Raw genomic sequence first — 18,685 nt, 5'->3', positions numbered from 1 at the left:
GTTATTTCATTTGAACAATTCTGTCTACTACATAAACGGTGTTGCCACGCCAAGGAAGTGCGCCTTTATATTCTTTGTAATGTAAATCGAAAAATTTACCACTATTACTTTCTAAAATATTATAAACTGAATCGCTTTCCACAGAAAATATAAATTCATTACTCGTAATAACTCCACTTCGGCCGCCACCGCCAAATCCCTCTTGGATCAATTTACCTTCATAAGTCTTGAACAAATTTCCTTTTTTGACGGCATAATTTAAATATCCAGATTTGACGCCTTCACCAAATACAAAATAGTATTTCCAATAGACGATTCCTCCAGAAATTAAGAGTACAACTAATAATAGCCAACCAAAGAATGTTTTCATTTTAGAACTTGCTTTACTTGCATTTGTGGACAATTCACTCATAATAGTCAGATTTAATTATATAAATATAAAACATAGATTTAATATTTATTGTTTCTTAAATCAATAAATTATTAAAATATTCTTAATAAGAAAGCTCCATCTAAATAGATGAAGCCCTCTAATAATACATTTACCTGAATATTATATTGCTAATTTAGTAATTTCTTCTTTAATTTTCTGCTTTGTTGCTAAACTAATTGAAACTAATGGCAATCTTACATATTCTTTTCCAAAACCTAATTCTTCTAAAATATATTTTACACCGCAAGGATTTCCTTCAATGAAGCATAGGTCTGTTATATACAAAAGTTTATTGTGGTAATTTCTAGCTTCAACAAAGGCTCCTTCACTGCATAGCTTGGTTAATGTACTAACGAAGCTTGGGTAGGCATTTCCAACTACAGAAATAATACCGACTGCACCCATTGCCATCATAGGTAGGGTACCTGGATCATCACCAGAAATTAACATAAAATCGTCAGGCTTGTCCCTAAGAATCTCCGAGAATTGTGCAAAATTTCCTGATGCTTCTTTGATAGCAACTATATTATCAAAATCATTTGCCAAACGTAATGTTGTTTGAGCTGTCATGTTTGAGCCAGTTCTACCAGGAACATTGTATAATATTATAGGTAGTTGTGAAGCTTCCGATATTGCTTTATAATGTTGGTATATACCTTCCTGTGTAGGCTTATTATAATAAGGTGAAACTGAAAGGATAGCGCAGTACCCTTCGATATCGAAGTTTTTTATAGTTTCTACGATTTCTTGCGTATGATTACCACCAATACCAGCAACTAATGGAACTCTACCATTTACCTTATCTTTAGTGAATTTCCAAATCTTCTTTTTTTCCTCAGAGCTTAATGTTGCTGTCTCACCTGTAGTTCCTAACGAAACTAAATAATTCATACCCTCTTTAATTTGAAACTCAATTAACTTTCCTAAAGTTTCAAAATCTACACTTCCGTCTGCATTAAATGGAGTAACCAATGCTACACCTGCTCCTTGAATCTCAGTCATTTTGATGTTTAATTTTTTATTATTATTTATTCTTGATTAATCATATTTAATAGTTCCTGTTCTGAAATAATAGGAACGTTTAATTTCTCTGCTTTAGCTAATTTGGAAGGTCCCATTTTATCACCTGCGACCAAATAGTTTAATTTAGCAGAGATGCTACTTATCATTTTTCCACCATGTGATTCTATTAATTCCGTTAATTGCTCACGTGAATAGTCGACAAATACACCGGATATTAAAAAGGTTTTACCAGATAATCCATTACCAGCTAATACAACTTCTTTTTCCTCAATTTCGAAATTCAAGCCTTGAATTTCTAGTTTATTTAATTCTTCCAAATTTGCCTGATCGTGCAAATACGCAAATAGACTTTCTGCTATTCGAATACCTATATCTTGTACAGCTGCAATATCTTCAATGGAAGCTGACTTTATATTTTCTAAAGTTTTAAAATGAATAGCCAATTTTTTTGCAACAGTTTCTCCGACGTGACGTATACCTAAGGCAAATAGAACTTTTTCGAAAGGCTTTACTTTTGATTCTTCGATACCATTTAGCATATTGTCAATAGATTTCTGTCCAAATCTTTCAATATGAACCAATTGATCTCGCTTTTCATGTAACGTATATAAGTCCGAAACATGTCGTACTAAATTCATACGAAATAATGTCTCAATGGTCTCATCACCAAGCCCCTGAATATCCATCATTTTTCGACCGATATAATGTTGTATTTTACCAACTATCTGAGGCTTGCAACCATTTTCATTCGGACAGTAATGTACAGCTTCCCCTTCTTGACGAATTAATTCAGTACCACATTCTGGACATGAGGTAGGATAGAGGATATGTGAAGAATTCGCAAGTCTCTTTTCTGTATACACAGCAATTATTTTTGGAATTATTTCACCACCTTTTTCTACATATACAGTATCACCTTCATACAAATCAAGACGTTCGATTTCATTAGCATTGTGTAAAGAAGCTCTTTTTACGGTCGTTCCTGCTAGTAAAACAGGCTTTAAGTTAGCTACGGGTGTAACTGCACCTGTACGTCCTACTTGATAAGTAACGCTTTTTAATGTGGTTTCAACACGTTCTGCTTTAAATTTGAAAGAAGTAGCCCAACGTGGTGATTTCGCAGTGAATCCTAATTCCTCCTGGTAAGAGTAATCATTTACTTTTATCACTATCCCATCAATATCATATGATAAATCGTGACGTGCTGTGTCCCAATGATGAATGAAATTTAATACATCATTAATCGTAGTGCAAAGTTTACTATGTTCAGAAACTGGAAATCCCCAATTTTTCACTTTGTTTAAACTTTCCCAATGTGTAGAAAATAATTTATTTCTATTATCTAGATATAGAAAGTATAGGAAACAATCCAAAGGTCGTTTAGCAACTTCGGATGAATCCTGCAATTTTATAGTGCCAGATGCGAAGTTTCGTGGATTTGCATAAGTTTGCTCACCATTCTCTTCTCGCTCTTTATTTAAACGTATGAACGCAGATTTGTGCATGAAGATTTCGCCTCTGATCTCAAATAATTCTGGGAAGTCGGCATCCTTTAGCTGGTGTGGTATTTTACGTATGGTTTTTACATTTTGTGTGACATCATCACCCTGTACGCCATCACCACGCGTAATTCCTTGAGATAGTTTTCCATTTTCATAAGTCAATGATATTGAAAGTCCATCAAACTTTAACTCACAGACATATTCAACGGGGTGTCCAATAGCTTTCTGAACACGATTGTCAAAATCACGTAGTTCTTGTTCATTGTAGGTATTGCTCAAGGAGAGCATTGGCCAGCGATGTTGTACTGTTTTGAATTTGCTTGTAATGTCACCACCTACTTTAAGAGTAGGTGAATTGGGATCTTTATATTGTGGGAATTCATTTTCTAGTTTTTCAAGTTCTTTGATTTTTACATCAAAATCAAAATCCGAAATCACAGGGTTTGCCAACACATAATATTGATAATTATATTCGTTTAATTCTACTGTTAATTGTTCGATTTTTGCTTGAATATCTTGGGACATACGCGACTAAATTAGTGAATTTATAATGCTTAAAATAATTTAGAAACCAATATTTTAGAAACCATACCAACCAGGTCAATAGTGTCAAAAACAGTCGTTCTAAGATTTGAGTGTTGTTAGAAATTATTTGCTGATAAGTCTGAGAATTTTTGAATTTTATTCATATAAAAATCCCAAATAATGGATTTTTTATAAAATCCCTTTTTATTCTCTTGAATCAAATATTTTTTACGCTTTTTGGCGTTTTTAAAGAAATTAATGAAAAAATCTTGATGAGCACAACTTACAGCCCAAGCATCTTTATATTTGCCCTGCACTATAAAATGAATTAACGCTAATAAATCTAGCCAAAATCTAATAAAAATAATAGCAATGGAATCTGTAAAGCCAAGATTCTTTTGCAGCATAAATAGATTATTTCTGAAATTTAGGTATGTCTTTTTAGGATTGCTCGTATTGAGTGTTCCACCACCTACATGATAGACCAAACTCGATGGGCAATAACCAATTTTATAACCTGATTTTTTAAGTCTCCAACAAAAGTCGATTTCTTCCATATGCGCAAAAAAATCAGCATCAAACCCTTGCATTTCTTTCCAAGCGGACGATCGAACAAACAATGCAGCTCCAGTAGCCCAGAAAACTTCCTGTTCATCATCATATTGACCTTTATCTTCTTCTACGGTGTGTAATATGCGACCACGGCAGAATGGGTAACCAAATACATCCATATAGCCGCCGGCAGCTCCAGCGTGCTCAAAGTGTGTTTTCTTATGATAAGCGCGAATCTTTGGTTGTGCTGCTGCATAATGGTTTTTCTCCATCATTTCAATGACGGGTTCTATCCAATTTATAGTGACTTCTACATCAGAGTTTAACAAGATGTAATAATCAGCTTCTACTTGTTCCAAAACTTTATTGTATCCACCTGCAAAACCATAATTTAGGTCGTTTTGAATGATACGAACAAGAGGGTAGTTTTCTTTCACAAAAGACAATGAGTCATCAGTTGAAGCATTGTCCCCAACTACAAATTCAATATTAGGATATGTACTATTGTAAACTGATGGCAAAAATTTCTCTAAAAAATACTTTCCATTCCAATTTAAAATAACAACAGATACTTTTGGATAATTCATCATTAATTTGTTCTTCGTTGTCTTTTCCATCTATTGTGTGTCCATAACCAGTATGGTGGATTTTTGCGTATTAAGTCCTCTGTATATTTATTATGAATGTGTGTAATCTCATAAGGTTCATGTTTAGAAGGATCTTCAACCAAAGTCGTGAATTTTGAATAATAGTAGCCTCTTTTTTCTTTGGGTATTATCTCACAGAAAACAATCGGGTTATTAGTCAATTTTGCGATACGCTCTGCTCCAGTATACACTAAAGTTTCTTGATTTAAAAAAGTTAAATAATAATCTGAATCTTGATATACAGGAGTTTGATCTGCAACAAAAACACTAAAGTATGGCTGGTTTTTGAGCTTTACTATATGTCTAAGTATTTGTTTCATAGGTACCATTTGAGCCCCAAATCTAGTCCTTATATTATTAAACACTTCGTTAAAGTTTTTATTATTCAAAGGTTTGTAAATGACTAATTTTGGATATTCAGTCATAAATGATAATCGATGGATTCCCATTTCCCAATTACTATAATGAGATGTTACGCAAATAATGCCACGACCCGCATCAAGATGACGATTTATTTCTTCGGGATTGATTAATTCAACACGTTTTTTCACCTCTTCTTCTGAGATGCTCGCCATTTTAATAGCTTCAACAATTAGATCAGGAAATTTTTTATAGAATATCTTAGCTATCGATTTAATTTCTTGTTCTGATTTTTCAGGAAAAGATTTTCTTAGATTCTTTAAAACTACTTTTTTGCGGTAGCCAAATACATAATAAATCAAAATATACAAAGCATCCGAAAGGAGATACAAAATACCATGGGGTAATAAGGATACACTCCAGAATAAAAATTTAAGGATACTTTTGCTCATTAATCTAACTTGTTTTTAATACTACAAATATCCTCAAATTAACTTATTTTTGCGCTAAATATTAATAAGTAAGTGTAAATATGTCAAATTCAATCATTTTATCAGCGATTTATCTTCCTCCGGTTTCTTATTTTCATGCTATTGCACAAAATGAAGGGGAAATTAAAATTGATAAATATGAGAATTTTCAAAAGCAAACCTATCGTAATCGTACAAAGATTGCCACAGCCAATGGTATTTTGGAATTATTTATCCCAATTCAGCATGGGCGTAAAGAGCGTGTTGCAATGCAAGGTGTAAAAATCAGTTACGACCATGATTGGCAACGCTTACATTGGTCTAGTATACAAACAGCTTACCGTAGCTCACCGTATTTTGAATATTATGAAGATGATTTTAAAGCTTTATATGAGCAGAAGTATGAGTTTTTGTTTGACTTCAATATAGCCCAGCTAGAGCTCATTCTAAAATGCTTGAAATTAAAGCGAACCATATCATTTACAGATTCTTTTGAGAAGTCTTATGATGTTCCTGATTTTAGAAATTCTATTCATCCCAAAAAGGAATCTGCATTTATGAATCCAAAACCCTATTATCAAATTTTTGAAGATAGAAATGGATTTATTCCTGACGTAAGTGTCATTGATTTAATCTTTAATCAAGGGCCACAAAGTAAAAATTATTTGTAATTCATATTTCAAACTCCGAAATAAAACTTTTAGGATTATTTATTGTTATAAAATAATTACTCCTAAAAGTTTCTATGGTTAAAAATATTTTACTGCTATTTAGCTTCGTTTTTTTTGTTCAAATTTGTTTTGCTCAAAAGGGTGCCGATACGATTCATTATCGTAAAGTCTATTATTTTGCTGGCACAGGTTTGGCTTTGCCTATTGGTAAGACAAAAGAAGTATTGTCGCCAAAGCTTTTTGCAGGCAGTATGGGGCTGGATATTTCACTTAAGAATTCCAAATATTATGTATATCCAGCAATTTATACTTTCAAATTCGATTTTGATCAAAAGATTGATGATCCTACATATAATCATACTATAAAAAACGGTAATGCAAGTATTTACATGCTCAGTTTAGCGGCTGGTACACGTAAACAAATGAAAAGATTAAATACATATGTCTATGCAGGTCCAAGTTTTGGCTTAGTTAACGAACCGCGTGCCCAACAGATCGAGTCTATAGTAAATATTAAGTATGATAGTAATTTTGCTGTTGGGGCAAAAGTAGGATTAGGTGCAGACTATAAATTCAAATCTTTTTTTTTAGGAGGAGAGGTAGGGTACATGGGGCATTTTACAAAGATTCAACAAAGGCCATTTCATGCATTAACAATTCTTTTTGGACTTAAATCAGATATTACTCGTTTAAGTGAAAAAGTTGTGGATATTATTACGCCGACTACAAATCCCTAGAGTGTTAAAAATGTGTTAAATTATTTAACTTAAAATACTAATAACGATTTGCGTGCGTTATATATAAGAAATTTAAATTCATAATTTCATATTTAGGTTAATAATTGGTTTGGTAACCCCTATAGCTCTCCGCTTTAGGGGTTTTTTTATTTTAATTTATTTTTAAATGAAATGATTATTGGCACATATTTTGTTTAGATTTACATGAATATAAAATTTTCAATAATTTCATATTTAGGTTAATAATTGGTTTGGTAAACCCTATGCTCCCGCATAGGGTTTTTTTATACTGTAAAATTTTTAAAATAGTATTTTTTATCTTCCTCCGTTATTTCACGGAGCACTTTGCATGGATTTCCTACAGCTATAACATTAGATGGTATGTCTTTAGTGACAACTGATCCTGAGCCAATTACTGTATTTTCTCCTATAGATACATTGGGATTAATGACAGTATTGCCACCTATCCAGACATTGTTTCCTATTGTAACGGGTAATGCATATTCTAATCCTGTGTTTCTTGTTTCTGCATGTATCGGATGTCCTGCTGTATAAATTGCAACATTAGGTCCAAACATGACATTTTCTCCTATAGTGACAGGTGCACAATCCAATATTGTCAAATGATAATTGGAAAAGAAATTATTTCCAATAGTAATATTGAAACCATAATCGCAATAAAAGGGTTGTTCTACACAAAATAAAGTATCAGTCATAGCAAATAAACCTCTAATAAGTGCTTTTCTTTCTTTGTAATTCTTCGGGTCGATTTGATTGTATCGATGACAGGATCTTTGTGCCTCCAATCTGCTTTTTTGAAGTTCTCTATCCGATGCAAAATATGGCTTCCCTGCAATCATTTTCTCTTTTTCGGTCATTGTACACTAGTTATGTCAAATAATCATTGAATATACTTAAAGTCATATTTATTCCATTAATTTAAGTAAAGAATCTGCTATACGTATATATTAAGTATCTTTGGACAATCGAAAAAGTATGGATAAACACGTTTCAAATAAGATTGGTGTCATAGGAAGCGGTAGCTGGGCAACAGCTATGATTAAGATGCTAACTGATAATCAATCAGACAAGGAAGTTTACTGGTGGGTAAGGAAAGATGAAGACATCGAATATATTCAATCCTACAAACATAATCCAAGCTATCTGACTGCTGTTGAGATCAAAATGCCGTTTGAAAATATATCATCAGATGTTAAATATATTGTAAATAATAGTGAAATTATTATTTTAAATACCCCTGCGGCTTATTTAAAGGATGCTTTAAAAGAATTGACTTCGGATGATTTTGATGGTAAAATAATTGTTTCAGCTATCAAGGGTATCATTCCAGATGAAAATCAGATCGTAGGGGAGTATCTAACCCAGACGTACGGCATTCCATTGGAAAATATACTTGTAGTGGGGGGGCCATGTCATGCAGAGGAAGTATCTCAAGAAAAATTATCATATTTAACTTTTGGATGTAATGATTTAAAAAAGGCGGAGATGGTTGCTGGATTCTATCGAAGTCGATATATTAATACAATCATTTCAGATGATATATTGGGTATTGAATATGGTGCTGTATTGAAAAATATTTATGCGCTTGCTGGTGGTATTTGTCATGGCTTAGGCTTTGGGGATAATTTTCAAGCTGTATTGGTATCAAATGCTATTCGTGAAATGGAATATTTCGTGGAAACCATTGACTCTACATCACGAGATATTAATGCCTCAGCCTATTTGGGTGATTTATTGGTGACAGCCTATTCTCAATTTAGTCGTAATAGAACTTTCGGAAATATGATCGGTAAAGGTTATAGCGTTAAGTCCGCTCAGTTAGAAATGAATATGGTGGCTGAAGGATATTATGCATCAAACTGTATCCAAGGTATTATTGCAAGATATGAACTTGATATGCCTATTTGTAATATGGTGTATCAAATTTTGTACAACAATAGTCCTGCACCCAAGGAGGTAAATACATTAGCAAAGAAATTATCATAAAATGATAACTAAAGAACAAATAGCAGAAGCATATAAAGAAATTCAAAACGAAATAACTTATGCTCTTGAAAATTTGGATGGAAAGGCAAAATTTCAAGAGGAAGTTTGGGATCGTGAAGGCGGTGGTGGTGGTAGAACACGCATCATTCAAAATGGTAACGTATTAGAAAAAGGAGGTGTTAATTTTTCAGCGGTGCATGGAAAATTGCCTGAACCTATTAAAAAGGCTTTTGGCGTAACCGAAGATGAATTCTTTGCAACAGGTGTATCTATAGTCATACATCCTAATAATCCTCACGTTCCAATTATTCACATGAATATTAGATATTTTGAGTTAAATGATCAAATTCGTTGGTTCGGTGGTGGTATAGATTTAACACCACATTATGTGGTGGAAGAAGATGCTAAATTCTTTCATCAGCAAATGAAGAATGTCTGTGACAAACACAGTGATACTTTCTATCAAGAATTTAAAACTTGGGCAGACAATTATTTCTTTATTAAACATCGTAATGAAACACGTGGTATTGGTGGGGTTTTTTATGATAAATTGACCCCTGAAAAAACAGGGATGTCCTATGAACAAATTTTTGATTTCTCCTGTGATTTAGGTAGAACCTTTGCGCCAACATATATAGAATTAGTCAATAGACATCGTGAGCAGGAATTTACTTCTCAAGAAAAGGATTGGCAACTGCTAAGACGTGGGCGATATGTTGAGTTTAATTTAGTGTACGATTCAGGAACTAAATTTGGGTTGGAGACTAATGGTCGTATTGAGTCAATATTGATGAGTCTTCCTGCGCAAGCAAATTGGTTTTATGATTATAAAGCTGAAGAAGGTTCAGAAGAACAAAAAACTTTGGATTTACTGAAGAAAAATATTCAGTGGGTATAATTATCAATTATTAATGATAAATTTTAATCGTTTCAAGCTAGATAATGGTTTGACGGTCTTAGTACATGAAGACCACACTACAGCCATGGCGGTAGTCAATATATTATATAAAGTAGGAGCTAGAGATGAATCTCCTGAAAAAACAGGGTTTGCTCATTTGTTTGAGCATTTGATGTTTGGTGGTTCAATAAATATTCCAAATTATGATGCACCATTGCAATCTGTAGGAGGTGAGAACAATGCTTTTACGAGTAACGATATAACCAATTATTACATCACGTTGCCTTCTAATAATTTGGAAACAGCTTTTTGGTTAGAAAGTGATCGTATGTTAAGTTTAGCTTTTACTGATCAAAGTTTAGAGGTTCAACGTCAGGTGGTTTGCGAGGAGTTCAAACAGCGATATCTTAATCAACCTTATGGAGATGTGTGGCTGAAACTACGTCCATTGGCATATAAAAAACATCCTTATCGCTGGGCTACTATCGGTAAAGAGTTACAACATATTGAAGATGCCAAAATGGAAGATGTTAAAGCTTTTTTTCAAAAATTCTACACACCTCAAAATGCCATTATGGTGGTAGCCGGAGACGTCACTTTGGATGAAGTGAAAGTACTTTCTGAAAAATGGTTTAGTGATATTCCATCTGGAAATTCTTTTGAGCGAAATATACCACAAGATGCTAAACAAACAGAAGCACGTAAAGAGTGGGTAGAATCTGATGTGCCTGTTGACGCGATTTATATTGCTTTTCATGGTGCAGATAGACTATCGCCAGACTACTATACAACAGACTTAATTTCAGACTTATTATCTAGAGGTTCATCCTCCAGATTATATCGTTCTCTAGTGAAAGAGAATCAGTTATTTAGTGAAATAAATGCATATATGATGGGAAGTATAGATACAAATTTATTTGTCGTCGAAGGTAAGCCATTGGAAAATGTATCTTTAGAAGAAGCTGAAAAATATATTTGGAATGAATTAGAAAAGTTAAAATCTGAATTAATTCAAGAAGAAGAATTACAAAAAGTAAAAAATAAAATAGAATCTACCATGCTTTTTGCTGAATTATCTATTTTGGATAAGGCGATGAATCTAGCTTTTTTCGAAATGTTAAATAAAGCAGAAGATTACAATCATGAGGTAAATAAATATAATTTGGTTACTCCTGAGGATATTCATCGTGTCTCAATTGAGTTGCTAACAAAAGAAAATTCATCAACATTGTATTATAAATCAAAAACTAGAGAGCATGTTGGATAGAACTACAGCACCGACATTTAAAACTATAAAAAGCTTCACACTAGTAGAGCCAGAGCGTTTAGAGTTTGCGAATGGTTTGAAGGCATTTATTTTTAATACGTCTGATTTGGACTTAATTAAATTCGAATTCACTTTCGATAATATTTTATTAAAAGAAAATCAAGCTATTCTGAATCCCATACTATCTTCTATGCTTAAAGAGGGGACGATTGAATTGACATCCAAAGAAATAGCGGATACGATTGATTTTTATGGTGCGTATTTAATGCCCGAATACAGTTTTGATCATACTTCACTGACTGTTTATACTATGCATAAATATGTAGGAAAGGTTTTACCAATTCTGAAAGATATTCTTCAAAATTCAATCATTCCGCAAGTCGAGTTGGACACGCTTATTCGTAATAATAAACAATCTTTGCAGATTTCATTACAAAAGAACGATGTATTAGCTAGACGTGAATTCTATAAAGAAGTATTAAAAGATACTCGTTATGGTACATTGCCTACTGAATCTATATATGATTCTATTAAACAACAAGAAATCATATCATTATATAGAAAACAGATTCAACCTTCAAACTGTAACTTGTTTATAGCAGGTAAAGTAGATGCCTCGATTCAATCAATGATTACAATTTTCTTTGGAGAAGAATGGCAAAATACAGAGGTTTTGGATAAAAATAATAATTTGGTTTTTTCAGCGTATTCTTCTGATTTGGTGGTAAAGGAAAAACCAGAAGTTTTACAATCTGCTATTCGATTAGGAGGATTAACCATTAATAGAACCCATCCCGATTTCCCGGCTTTACAATTTGTTAATACACTTTTTGGTGGTTTTTTTGGTTCCCGTTTAATGAAGAATATACGTGAGGAAAAGGGGTTTACTTATAGTATTGGTTCATATATTGGTAACTTGAAGCATACTGGATTTGTAACAATTGCTTCGGAAGTCGGTGTTGATGTAACAAAGCAAACACTTTCTGAAATTCAAAAGGAGATTGAGATTTTAAGACAAGAAAAAACCTCTGAAGAGGATATTTCATTGGTTCGCAATTATATGCAGGGAATGCTTTTGGGAAGTTTAGAAAGCATATTTTCTCATGTAGATAAATTTAAATCGGTCTACTTTTCTGGTTTAACTTCTGATTATTACAACTCTTATTCTGAGGTTCTTAAGAATATAGATAGCGATCAAGTTCAAGATATTGCTATACGATATTTAGATTACGATAAATTATTTAAAGTTGTTGTCGGAAAGGCGTAGCTTTTTATTCCGATTGACCATAACTATAAAAACGGTTTAATTTTAAACCGTTTTTATATTCATCTATTAATAATCGTTTTATAAGATTTTAAAACCACTTATTGTTACATTGTTTCCCTTGCTTCCATAACCATTTCTGCGTTTATCAGACCATATTCCTCCTTCACCCATGACTTCAATTATTAATTCGTAATCTTCTTTACTTAGTATTGGGCTAATGTATTTTAATTCCACATGGTTTGCCAACGCATACATATCTACAATATTCTCATAAAGTAAATTTCCGCGTCCATCAAATAATGAAAATTTTGCATATCCACTGTTTAAATTTGAGGCACCATATATTTTTATCCTTTGTCCATTAAATGGGATTATTAATTTATCTCCTTTTATATTTGAATACGTACCTTCATCATTTATTTTTTGCCAGGAACCATTAAATTTTATATCACTATTTGAATTTGTAGTAGAATGATATTTAGAAGCTGCAATTTCTTTATGAATTCCAGAATTCAAATCTATTTCCCATGATTCTACATATTTAGGCATGGATAATTGATTGCCGTTGAATTTTAAGGGTTGCCATACATATGTTGCTGCTGAATTTTGTTTTGGAAAGGACCATCTATCTCCCATATACATATAGGTAGTTGTCTTATCACCTTTGATAGGTAGCACGAATGTGCATTGCGAGTTCCATGTATTTGAACCTTGAGGAGCAAAATACCCTTGTTTTGTCCAAGGCCCTGACAGAGATGGTGAGGTGTAATAATAATTGTCATTACGCTCCCAGCTTGTCAAGTTTGAACCTAAGAAATAATATAAATTATCCTTCTTTAACATAGTCGGAGATTCAAATCCCGAGGCTATTTTCTCATTTATCTTTGATTTTACACTTTTGTAATCATCGTTTAATTTATAGATCTCACCTCCGTGAATCAGAATATATCCATCGCCATTATCATCTTGAAAGGAACCCAAATCCCATTTCTTAATTGGATTATCATTATATAATAATGCACCTTGGTATGTGTATGGACCAGTTATTGATTTTGAAGTAGCGTAACCAACGAATTGATCTTTATAATTTAGTGAATCAACATGCATATACATTACATATTCACCTGTATGAGTTGAGCGCATTACTTTTGGACGTTCTCCAACTCTTTTTTTACCCAATTTCCCTGATACTTGCACTGGTAGTGCCATACGTTCGAATGTCCAATTGTATAGATCTTTGGAAGAATAACAAGCAAATCCATTAAATACATTAGCAGAGTCTGTTTTATACTCTCCAAATAAATAGTATTTGTCCCGATCTTTTACAATACAGGCACCTCTAGCACTTACAGCCTTCCCTTGATTATCTATCCAACTCACTCCAGAATTAATGGCATCATATTGGGTCATTTGTTGTGCAATACAATTGTAAGGAGTGAAATTTATATATGTAAATAACACAATTATATAGATTGCTTTAGTAAAAATGCTTTCCATGGGGTAAGGTTTATAATTGGTTTCAAGTGATTAATAATTGATAAATATATTTATTTATATTATTCATTTAAAATAATTAAGAACAGGATTGTACAGGAAGGTGTAAATAGAATATGGGTTATATTTCTGTTAATAAATTAAACAGGGAGTAATCAAATAGTTCATCCTCGTCAATCCAAGGTGCTCTAAATTGTGGAAATGAATTTTATGTACCACGACCTTCGTTTATATTTAGCCCTTCAAATAAATAGGCTCTTAATAAATGGTTTACATGCTGGGTCTAGAAATAGCCCCTCTACTAATGTTATATCATGAGCTATGGGATTTGGTCTATCTCATAGAATAACAGGTTTATTATACTTTCCAAACTATTGAAGACATAGGTCCCGGTCCAGAAATAAGTATATAATAAATTAGATCCAAAGCCTTCTAAATCATCCTCACTAGGAGCGATTTTATTACAATTGAAATGTCCTGTTGCACCTTTGGTGTTGATTTAGTATTATATCAATAGACAAAATGTGTGGTAAAGTCCATGCTATGAAAATAGGAATGTCAAGCCCTTAGCATAAATATATTCTTAAACATTAATTTGACTTTTTGTATTGAATAGGACTTGTTTTAATTATAGCTTTGAATATTTTGTGAAAATTCACAAAGTTGTTAAATCCACTTTCATAACAAATCTCTTTTAGGTTCATTTCTGAAGAACGTAACAGTCGACATGCATGTGAAACCCTTAGTTCGCTAACAAATTGAATTGGCGTTTTACCAGTTTTTTGTTTGAAATAGCGGCAAAATGAATTCTTTGTCATTTTAGCTAGATTAGCTAAATCTTCTAAGTCAACTTTTTCCCTATAATTATCTTTTATATAACTAATGACTTCATTCATTCTCTTCGTGTCAAGTGAATGATTGTAAATTTCATAACTATCACTTGCTAAATATACTGGGCTACAACTATGGAATGCAATGAGCGACTCAATTAATTTAGTAATCTTCAAAATATCGGATTCAATAATTATTCGTTGAAATAATTTAGCGAATTCCTCGGAGCAATTTTCTAAATAAATCCCCTTTTCAGAGTTTGAAATTATTTCCTGCAAAGTTTTGGTTTCATCTAATTGATGAAATACATCACCCAAAAAATTAGGTTTAAAGTGAACAACTAAACAATCGATAGGGTTGTATTCATTTAAATAATCATTATCAAATAACCAATAATGAGGTAAGTTTGAACCGATTAATACAGCACTATTTTCAGCTACAGTTTGGATACAATCTCCTACGAATAAAGTGCCTGTTCCTTTGGCTAAATAAATAAATTCAACTTCTTCATGATAATGCCATAAGTTGTGGTGTTGTGGGTATGTATCTCTCCGTGTATGGAGACATTTTTTGAAGTTATCTGTAAGGCTCAATTTTCTCATATAACCGAATCTTTAATAGTAGAATATTCCTATCTAGTTTAAATATATGTATTTTTTGGGTAATATAGTTTATATTTTAGGTAAATTGGTTTATATTGAAATGAATAAATAAATCTAAATTTATATTAATAATAATACACCAATTATGACAAAGAAAGACAAGTATACATTTGCTATTATTTTAATAACATCCTTATTCTTCTTTTGGGGGTTTATTCATAATCTCGATCCTATATTGATTAAGCATTTACGAAGTGCTTTTAGTTTAACACACTTACAAGCATCGATGGTAGATTCTTCCGTTTTTATTGCTTATTTCTTATTGGCAATACCTGCAGGTATTATTATGAAGAAATTTGGATATAAAGCTGGTATACTTGTTGGTTTGTGTCTTTTTGCGTTAGGGTGTTTTTTATTTATTCCCGCAGCAAATACTGTTAGTTATGAATTTTTCTTAGCAGCATTGTTTATTCTGTCATGTGGTTTGACAATTCTCGAAACGGCGGCAAATCCCTATATCACGGTCCTGGGAGATCCTGCTAAAGCTACTCAACGATTGAATTTTGCGCAATCTTTTAATGGATTAGCAGCTTCATTAGCGCCAATTGTAGGAGGTATATTTATATTAGCGGAGGAACCAAAATCAGCTGATGAATTGGCTAATATGAGTGAAGTTGCAAAGGAGGCCTATATTCAAGCTGAAACAGCCCTTGTAAAGGGACCTTATATGGTTTTGGGACTGATTATATTGTTGGTTACCGTTTTGTTCTTTTTTACTAGGCTTCCTGATATTAAAGATGAAGAGTCAGAAGATTCTAATGAAGGTTTTTTCTCAAGTTTGAGACATATGAATGTGAGATGGGGGATTGTTGCTCAGTTCTTTTATGTAGGAGCACAAGTTTATGTATTTAGCTTTTTATTAGTTTTTGCTGAAGATGCGCTGAAGATGGCTGGCCAAGATGCGAAATACTATGCAGGTCTTGCTGGATTATTGTTTATGATCGGGAGATTCATAGGTACGTTTTTTATGCGATATATAGCGCCCTACAAACTCTTGATGTTATACAGTATCTTCTCTATTTTATTAAGTTTGGTCGTTATTTTCGGACAGGGTATGATTACATTATACGCGTTGATTGGTATTACATTTTTTATGTCTATTATGTTCCCAACTATTTTTGCTATTGGTATACAAGGTGTAGGAAGGGATACTAAATCTGCTTCAAGTTTTATCATTATGTCAATTGTAGGAGGAGCTATTATTCCTCCCATAGCAAGTATGATTACAGATTCTACTCATAATATTCATTATTCTTATTCTGTAGTATTGGTTTGTTTTTTGGTGGTATTAATATTTGGATATAAAACTCGAAGTGTACAATCTATTAACAATTAATTTATGAAGAAATATGTGTTAGCATTGGATCTTACTGATGATGCTAAGTTAATTGCAGAATACGAAGATTATCATCAAAATGTATGGCCCGAAATTAAAAAATCAATTACTGAATCTGGCATACAAAATATGGAAATATATCGTTTTGGTAACAGATTATGTATGATTATGGATACTGAAGAAGATTTTAGTTTTCAAAAAAAAGGTGAAATGGACGCCAATAATGAAAAGGTTCAAGAATGGGAGACGTTAATGTGGAAATACCAACAAGCTATTCCTGGGGCCAAAGAGGGTGAGAAATGGGTAATAATGGATAAAATATTTCAATTATAGAATGGATAGAGTAAAACAATCATACTTACAAATACACCCAAAGGATAATGTTTTAGTTGCTTTACGTGATTTAGAAAAAGGAACTGAAATTTTATTTCATGGCGCAGCATTTATCTTGAAAGATGTTGTTGCTGCAAAGCATAAATTTACGATAGACACTTTACCTAAGGATAGTAATATTTATATGTATGGTGTATTAGTTGGTAAAATAAATTTCGAACTTGAGGCTGGTAGTCTTATTTCTGTAGATAATTTGCGTCATGCATCTGAAGGATATAAATTGGGTGAACGTAAATTGCATTGGGATAAACCTGATATTTCTTCTTTTATAGATAAAACTTTCAATGGTTTTCATAGAAGTAATGGTACGGTAGGTACTGCCAATCATTGGTTAGTGATACCGTTAGTCTTTTGCGAAAACAGAAATGTGTTAACGCTAAAGTCCGCTTTGGAAGAAAAGCTTGGATATCAAGTGGAAAGTAAAGATTATTCGGATGAGGTGGATGAACTTATTAGAAAATATCAGTCTGGAGCTTCTGTGGACGAGTTATTAAATATAGATTTATCAAATGCAAAGGCAAATAAATCAAATAGTCGTCTTTTTCCAAATATTGATGGTGTTAAGTTCTTAAATCATGATATGGGATGTGGAGGCACACGTATGGATTCGGATGCTTTATGTGGGTTGTTAGCAGGTTATATCACGCACCCAAATGTGGCTGGTGCTACGATTTTAAGTTTGGGCTGTCAGCACGCTCAAGCTTCCATTTTAAAGGCTGAAATAGCGAAGCGAGATCCCAATTTTAATAAACCACTGTATATTTTTGAACAGCAAGTCGAAGGTACAGAACAAATTTTGATGCAAAAGGCTATCAAATCAACTTTTGCAGGTTTGACTATTGCAAATAAACAAGTACGTAAACCTGCTACTTTGGATAAATTGTGTATTGGATTGGAATGTGGTGGTTCAGATGGATTTTCAGGAATTTCTGCTAATCCTGCTTTAGGTTATTTATCAGATACTTTAGTCGCATTAGGTGGTTCTGTGATATTAGCAGAATTTCCGGAATTATTGGGCGTTGAACAAGAGTTAAGTGATCGATGTATAGATGAGGCTACAGCAAATAGGTTTATGCATTTGATGACAACTTATAATGCAAAGGCAGAAGCTGACGGGTCCGGTTTTTACATGAATCCTTCGCCAGGAAATATAAAAGATGGATTGATTACGGATGCGATTAAATCTGCCGGAGCTGCCAAAAAGGGAGGTACTTCTCCAGTTACGGCTGTTATTGATTATCCCGAATTGGCTAATAAACCAGGTTTGAACTTACTTTGTACTCCTGGAAATGATGTAGAAAGTACAACTGCTGAAGTAGCTGCAGGAGCTAATATTGTGTTATTCACTACTGGATTAGGAACTCCTACTGGAAATCCAATTACGCCAGTTATTAAGATTGCTACTAATACGGCAACTTATAATCGTATGCCTGATATTATTGATATAAATTGTGGTACTATTATCGATGGCGAGGAAACTATTCAAGAGTCTGCTCATCGTATTTTGGAATATGTTATAAAAGTAGCAAGCGGAGAGGAAATCCCTAAAGCAGTGCAATTAGGTCAAGATGATTTTATTCCTTGGAGAAGAGGGGTTTCACTATAATTAT

Annotated in this window: 17 protein-coding genes; 9 read left to right on the top strand and 8 right to left on the bottom strand. The window is 32.9% G+C overall.

The annotated features are described in order from the left end of the window. Position 1 precedes the first annotated feature (1 nt). The 5 genes from IPZ78_RS00220 to IPZ78_RS00200 form a co-directional block, all read right to left on the bottom strand. Positions 2 to 412 (bottom strand): hypothetical protein, encoded by a 411-nt coding sequence (locus IPZ78_RS00220; protein WP_225550878.1) that lies wholly within the window; start codon positions 410 to 412, stop codon positions 2 to 4. 141 nt (positions 413 to 553) lie between these two features. Then, positions 554 to 1,435, bottom strand: coding sequence for a 4-hydroxy-tetrahydrodipicolinate synthase (dapA, locus tag IPZ78_RS00215; RefSeq protein WP_225550876.1), 882 nt, complete (start codon positions 1,433 to 1,435; stop codon positions 554 to 556). A 26-nt stretch (positions 1,436 to 1,461) separates the two neighbouring features. Then, entirely contained in the window at positions 1,462 to 3,483 is a 2,022-nt protein-coding gene (gene ligA, locus IPZ78_RS00210) for an NAD-dependent DNA ligase LigA (RefSeq protein WP_225550874.1), read from the bottom strand. Between the two features lie 116 nt (positions 3,484 to 3,599). After that, positions 3,600 to 4,652 carry a glycosyltransferase family 2 protein gene (locus IPZ78_RS00205; protein ID WP_394371225.1) on the bottom strand — a complete coding sequence of 351 codons (1,053 nt, stop codon included), beginning with the start codon at positions 4,650 to 4,652 and terminating at the stop codon, positions 3,600 to 3,602. Beyond that, the gene (locus IPZ78_RS00200; RefSeq protein WP_225550873.1) at positions 4,625 to 5,494 is read right to left on the bottom strand and encodes a lysophospholipid acyltransferase family protein; all 870 of its coding nucleotides are present in this window, start codon (positions 5,492 to 5,494) and stop codon (positions 4,625 to 4,627) included. Before IPZ78_RS00200 ends, IPZ78_RS00205 begins: the two co-directional genes overlap by 28 nt. An 80-nt stretch (positions 5,495 to 5,574) precedes the next feature. Here IPZ78_RS00200 and IPZ78_RS00195 point away from each other — a divergent pair, with 80 nt between their 5' ends. Then, positions 5,575 to 6,183: a WbqC family protein gene (locus IPZ78_RS00195; RefSeq protein WP_225550871.1), complete on the top strand. Its 609-nt coding sequence runs from the start codon at positions 5,575 to 5,577 to the stop codon at positions 6,181 to 6,183. Between the two features lie 74 nt (positions 6,184 to 6,257). Beyond that, complete coding sequence (locus IPZ78_RS00190) at positions 6,258 to 6,920, top strand: hypothetical protein (protein ID WP_225550868.1); 663 nt, start codon at positions 6,258 to 6,260, stop codon at positions 6,918 to 6,920. Between the two features lie 284 nt (positions 6,921 to 7,204). Here the strand turns inward: IPZ78_RS00190 and IPZ78_RS00185 are convergent, their stop codons facing one another. Then, complete coding sequence (locus IPZ78_RS00185; protein WP_225550866.1) at positions 7,205 to 7,798, bottom strand: sugar O-acetyltransferase; 594 nt, start codon at positions 7,796 to 7,798, stop codon at positions 7,205 to 7,207. Positions 7,799 to 7,916: 118 nt separating this feature from the next. Between IPZ78_RS00185 and IPZ78_RS00180 the strand changes: the two genes are divergently transcribed. The 4 genes from IPZ78_RS00180 to IPZ78_RS00165 are packed head-to-tail and all read left to right on the top strand — an operon-like array spanning position 7,917 to position 12,359. Next, positions 7,917 to 8,927, top strand: a complete 1,011-nt coding sequence (locus tag IPZ78_RS00180) for an NAD(P)H-dependent glycerol-3-phosphate dehydrogenase (protein ID WP_225550864.1) — start codon at positions 7,917 to 7,919, stop codon at positions 8,925 to 8,927. Between the two features lies 1 nt (position 8,928). Next, positions 8,929 to 9,825 carry an oxygen-dependent coproporphyrinogen oxidase gene (hemF, locus tag IPZ78_RS00175; RefSeq protein WP_225550862.1) on the top strand — a complete coding sequence of 299 codons (897 nt, stop codon included), beginning with the start codon at positions 8,929 to 8,931 and terminating at the stop codon, positions 9,823 to 9,825. Between the two features lie 13 nt (positions 9,826 to 9,838). Further along, the gene (locus tag IPZ78_RS00170; protein ID WP_225550859.1) at positions 9,839 to 11,092 is read left to right on the top strand and encodes a M16 family metallopeptidase; all 1,254 of its coding nucleotides are present in this window, start codon (positions 9,839 to 9,841) and stop codon (positions 11,090 to 11,092) included. Continuing rightward, positions 11,082 to 12,359 (top strand): M16 family metallopeptidase, encoded by a 1,278-nt coding sequence (locus IPZ78_RS00165; RefSeq protein ID WP_225550857.1) that lies wholly within the window; start codon positions 11,082 to 11,084, stop codon positions 12,357 to 12,359. The genes IPZ78_RS00170 and IPZ78_RS00165 overlap by 11 nt, the downstream gene beginning before the upstream one ends. Positions 12,360 to 12,437: 78 nt before the next feature. Here IPZ78_RS00165 and IPZ78_RS00160 read toward each other — a convergent pair whose 3' ends face one another. Together IPZ78_RS00160 and IPZ78_RS00155 are read right to left on the bottom strand one after the other, a co-directional pair. After that, complete coding sequence (locus IPZ78_RS00160) at positions 12,438 to 13,856, bottom strand: family 43 glycosylhydrolase (RefSeq protein WP_225550855.1); 1,419 nt, start codon at positions 13,854 to 13,856, stop codon at positions 12,438 to 12,440. Positions 13,857 to 14,443: 587 nt separating this feature from the next. Next, positions 14,444 to 15,286: an AraC family transcriptional regulator gene (locus IPZ78_RS00155; RefSeq protein WP_225550853.1), complete on the bottom strand. Its 843-nt coding sequence runs from the start codon at positions 15,284 to 15,286 to the stop codon at positions 14,444 to 14,446. Positions 15,287 to 15,431: 145 nt separating this feature from the next. Between IPZ78_RS00155 and fucP the strand changes: the two genes are divergently transcribed. Genes fucP through IPZ78_RS00140 form a run of 3 tightly spaced genes read left to right on the top strand, consistent with a single transcriptional unit; the run spans position 15,432 to position 18,681 of the window. Further along, positions 15,432 to 16,682 (top strand): L-fucose:H+ symporter permease, encoded by a 1,251-nt coding sequence (gene fucP / locus IPZ78_RS00150; RefSeq protein WP_225550851.1) that lies wholly within the window; start codon positions 15,432 to 15,434, stop codon positions 16,680 to 16,682. A gap of 3 nt (positions 16,683 to 16,685) precedes the next feature. Further along, on the top strand, positions 16,686 to 17,015 hold the full coding sequence (locus IPZ78_RS00145; RefSeq protein ID WP_225550850.1) for an L-rhamnose mutarotase: 330 nt from the start codon (positions 16,686 to 16,688) through the stop codon (positions 17,013 to 17,015). 1 nt (position 17,016) lies between these two features. After that, the gene (locus IPZ78_RS00140; RefSeq protein WP_225550848.1) at positions 17,017 to 18,681 is read left to right on the top strand and encodes a UxaA family hydrolase; all 1,665 of its coding nucleotides are present in this window, start codon (positions 17,017 to 17,019) and stop codon (positions 18,679 to 18,681) included. The last annotated feature ends 4 nt before the right edge of the window (positions 18,682 to 18,685 follow it).

The sequence above is a fragment of the Sphingobacterium bovistauri genome (assembly GCF_020295405.1).
GTDB classification, from domain to species: Bacteria; Bacteroidota; Bacteroidia; order Sphingobacteriales; family Sphingobacteriaceae; genus Sphingobacterium; species Sphingobacterium bovistauri.
This window is presented reverse-complemented; position numbering and strand designations above follow the sequence as displayed.

Excerpts from the sequence above, each read along its gene's own strand:
- IPZ78_RS00145 (WP_225550850.1), top strand. The coding sequence starts at position 16,686 with ATGAAGAAATATGTGTTAGCATTGGATCTTACTGATGATGCTAAGTTA.
- ligA (WP_225550874.1), bottom strand. The coding sequence starts at position 3,483 with ATGTCCCAAGATATTCAAGCAAAAATCGAACAATTAACAGTAGAATTA.
- IPZ78_RS00140 (WP_225550848.1), top strand. The coding sequence starts at position 17,017 with ATGGATAGAGTAAAACAATCATACTTACAAATACACCCAAAGGATAAT.
- IPZ78_RS00165 (WP_225550857.1), top strand. The coding sequence starts at position 11,082 with ATGTTGGATAGAACTACAGCACCGACATTTAAAACTATAAAAAGCTTC.
- IPZ78_RS00195 (WP_225550871.1), top strand. The coding sequence starts at position 5,575 with ATGTCAAATTCAATCATTTTATCAGCGATTTATCTTCCTCCGGTTTCT.
- IPZ78_RS00220 (WP_225550878.1), bottom strand. The coding sequence starts at position 412 with ATGAGTGAATTGTCCACAAATGCAAGTAAAGCAAGTTCTAAAATGAAA.
- IPZ78_RS00160 (WP_225550855.1), bottom strand. The coding sequence starts at position 13,856 with ATGGAAAGCATTTTTACTAAAGCAATCTATATAATTGTGTTATTTACA.
- IPZ78_RS00185 (WP_225550866.1), bottom strand. The coding sequence starts at position 7,798 with ATGACCGAAAAAGAGAAAATGATTGCAGGGAAGCCATATTTTGCATCG.
- IPZ78_RS00180 (WP_225550864.1), top strand. The coding sequence starts at position 7,917 with ATGGATAAACACGTTTCAAATAAGATTGGTGTCATAGGAAGCGGTAGC.
- dapA (WP_225550876.1), bottom strand. The coding sequence starts at position 1,435 with ATGACTGAGATTCAAGGAGCAGGTGTAGCATTGGTTACTCCATTTAAT.
- IPZ78_RS00155 (WP_225550853.1), bottom strand. The coding sequence starts at position 15,286 with ATGAGAAAATTGAGCCTTACAGATAACTTCAAAAAATGTCTCCATACA.
- IPZ78_RS00200 (WP_225550873.1), bottom strand. The coding sequence starts at position 5,494 with ATGAGCAAAAGTATCCTTAAATTTTTATTCTGGAGTGTATCCTTATTA.
- fucP (WP_225550851.1), top strand. The coding sequence starts at position 15,432 with ATGACAAAGAAAGACAAGTATACATTTGCTATTATTTTAATAACATCC.
- hemF (WP_225550862.1), top strand. The coding sequence starts at position 8,929 with ATGATAACTAAAGAACAAATAGCAGAAGCATATAAAGAAATTCAAAAC.
- IPZ78_RS00170 (WP_225550859.1), top strand. The coding sequence starts at position 9,839 with ATGATAAATTTTAATCGTTTCAAGCTAGATAATGGTTTGACGGTCTTA.
- IPZ78_RS00190 (WP_225550868.1), top strand. The coding sequence starts at position 6,258 with ATGGTTAAAAATATTTTACTGCTATTTAGCTTCGTTTTTTTTGTTCAA.
- IPZ78_RS00205 (WP_394371225.1), bottom strand. The coding sequence starts at position 4,652 with ATGGAAAAGACAACGAAGAACAAATTAATGATGAATTATCCAAAAGTA.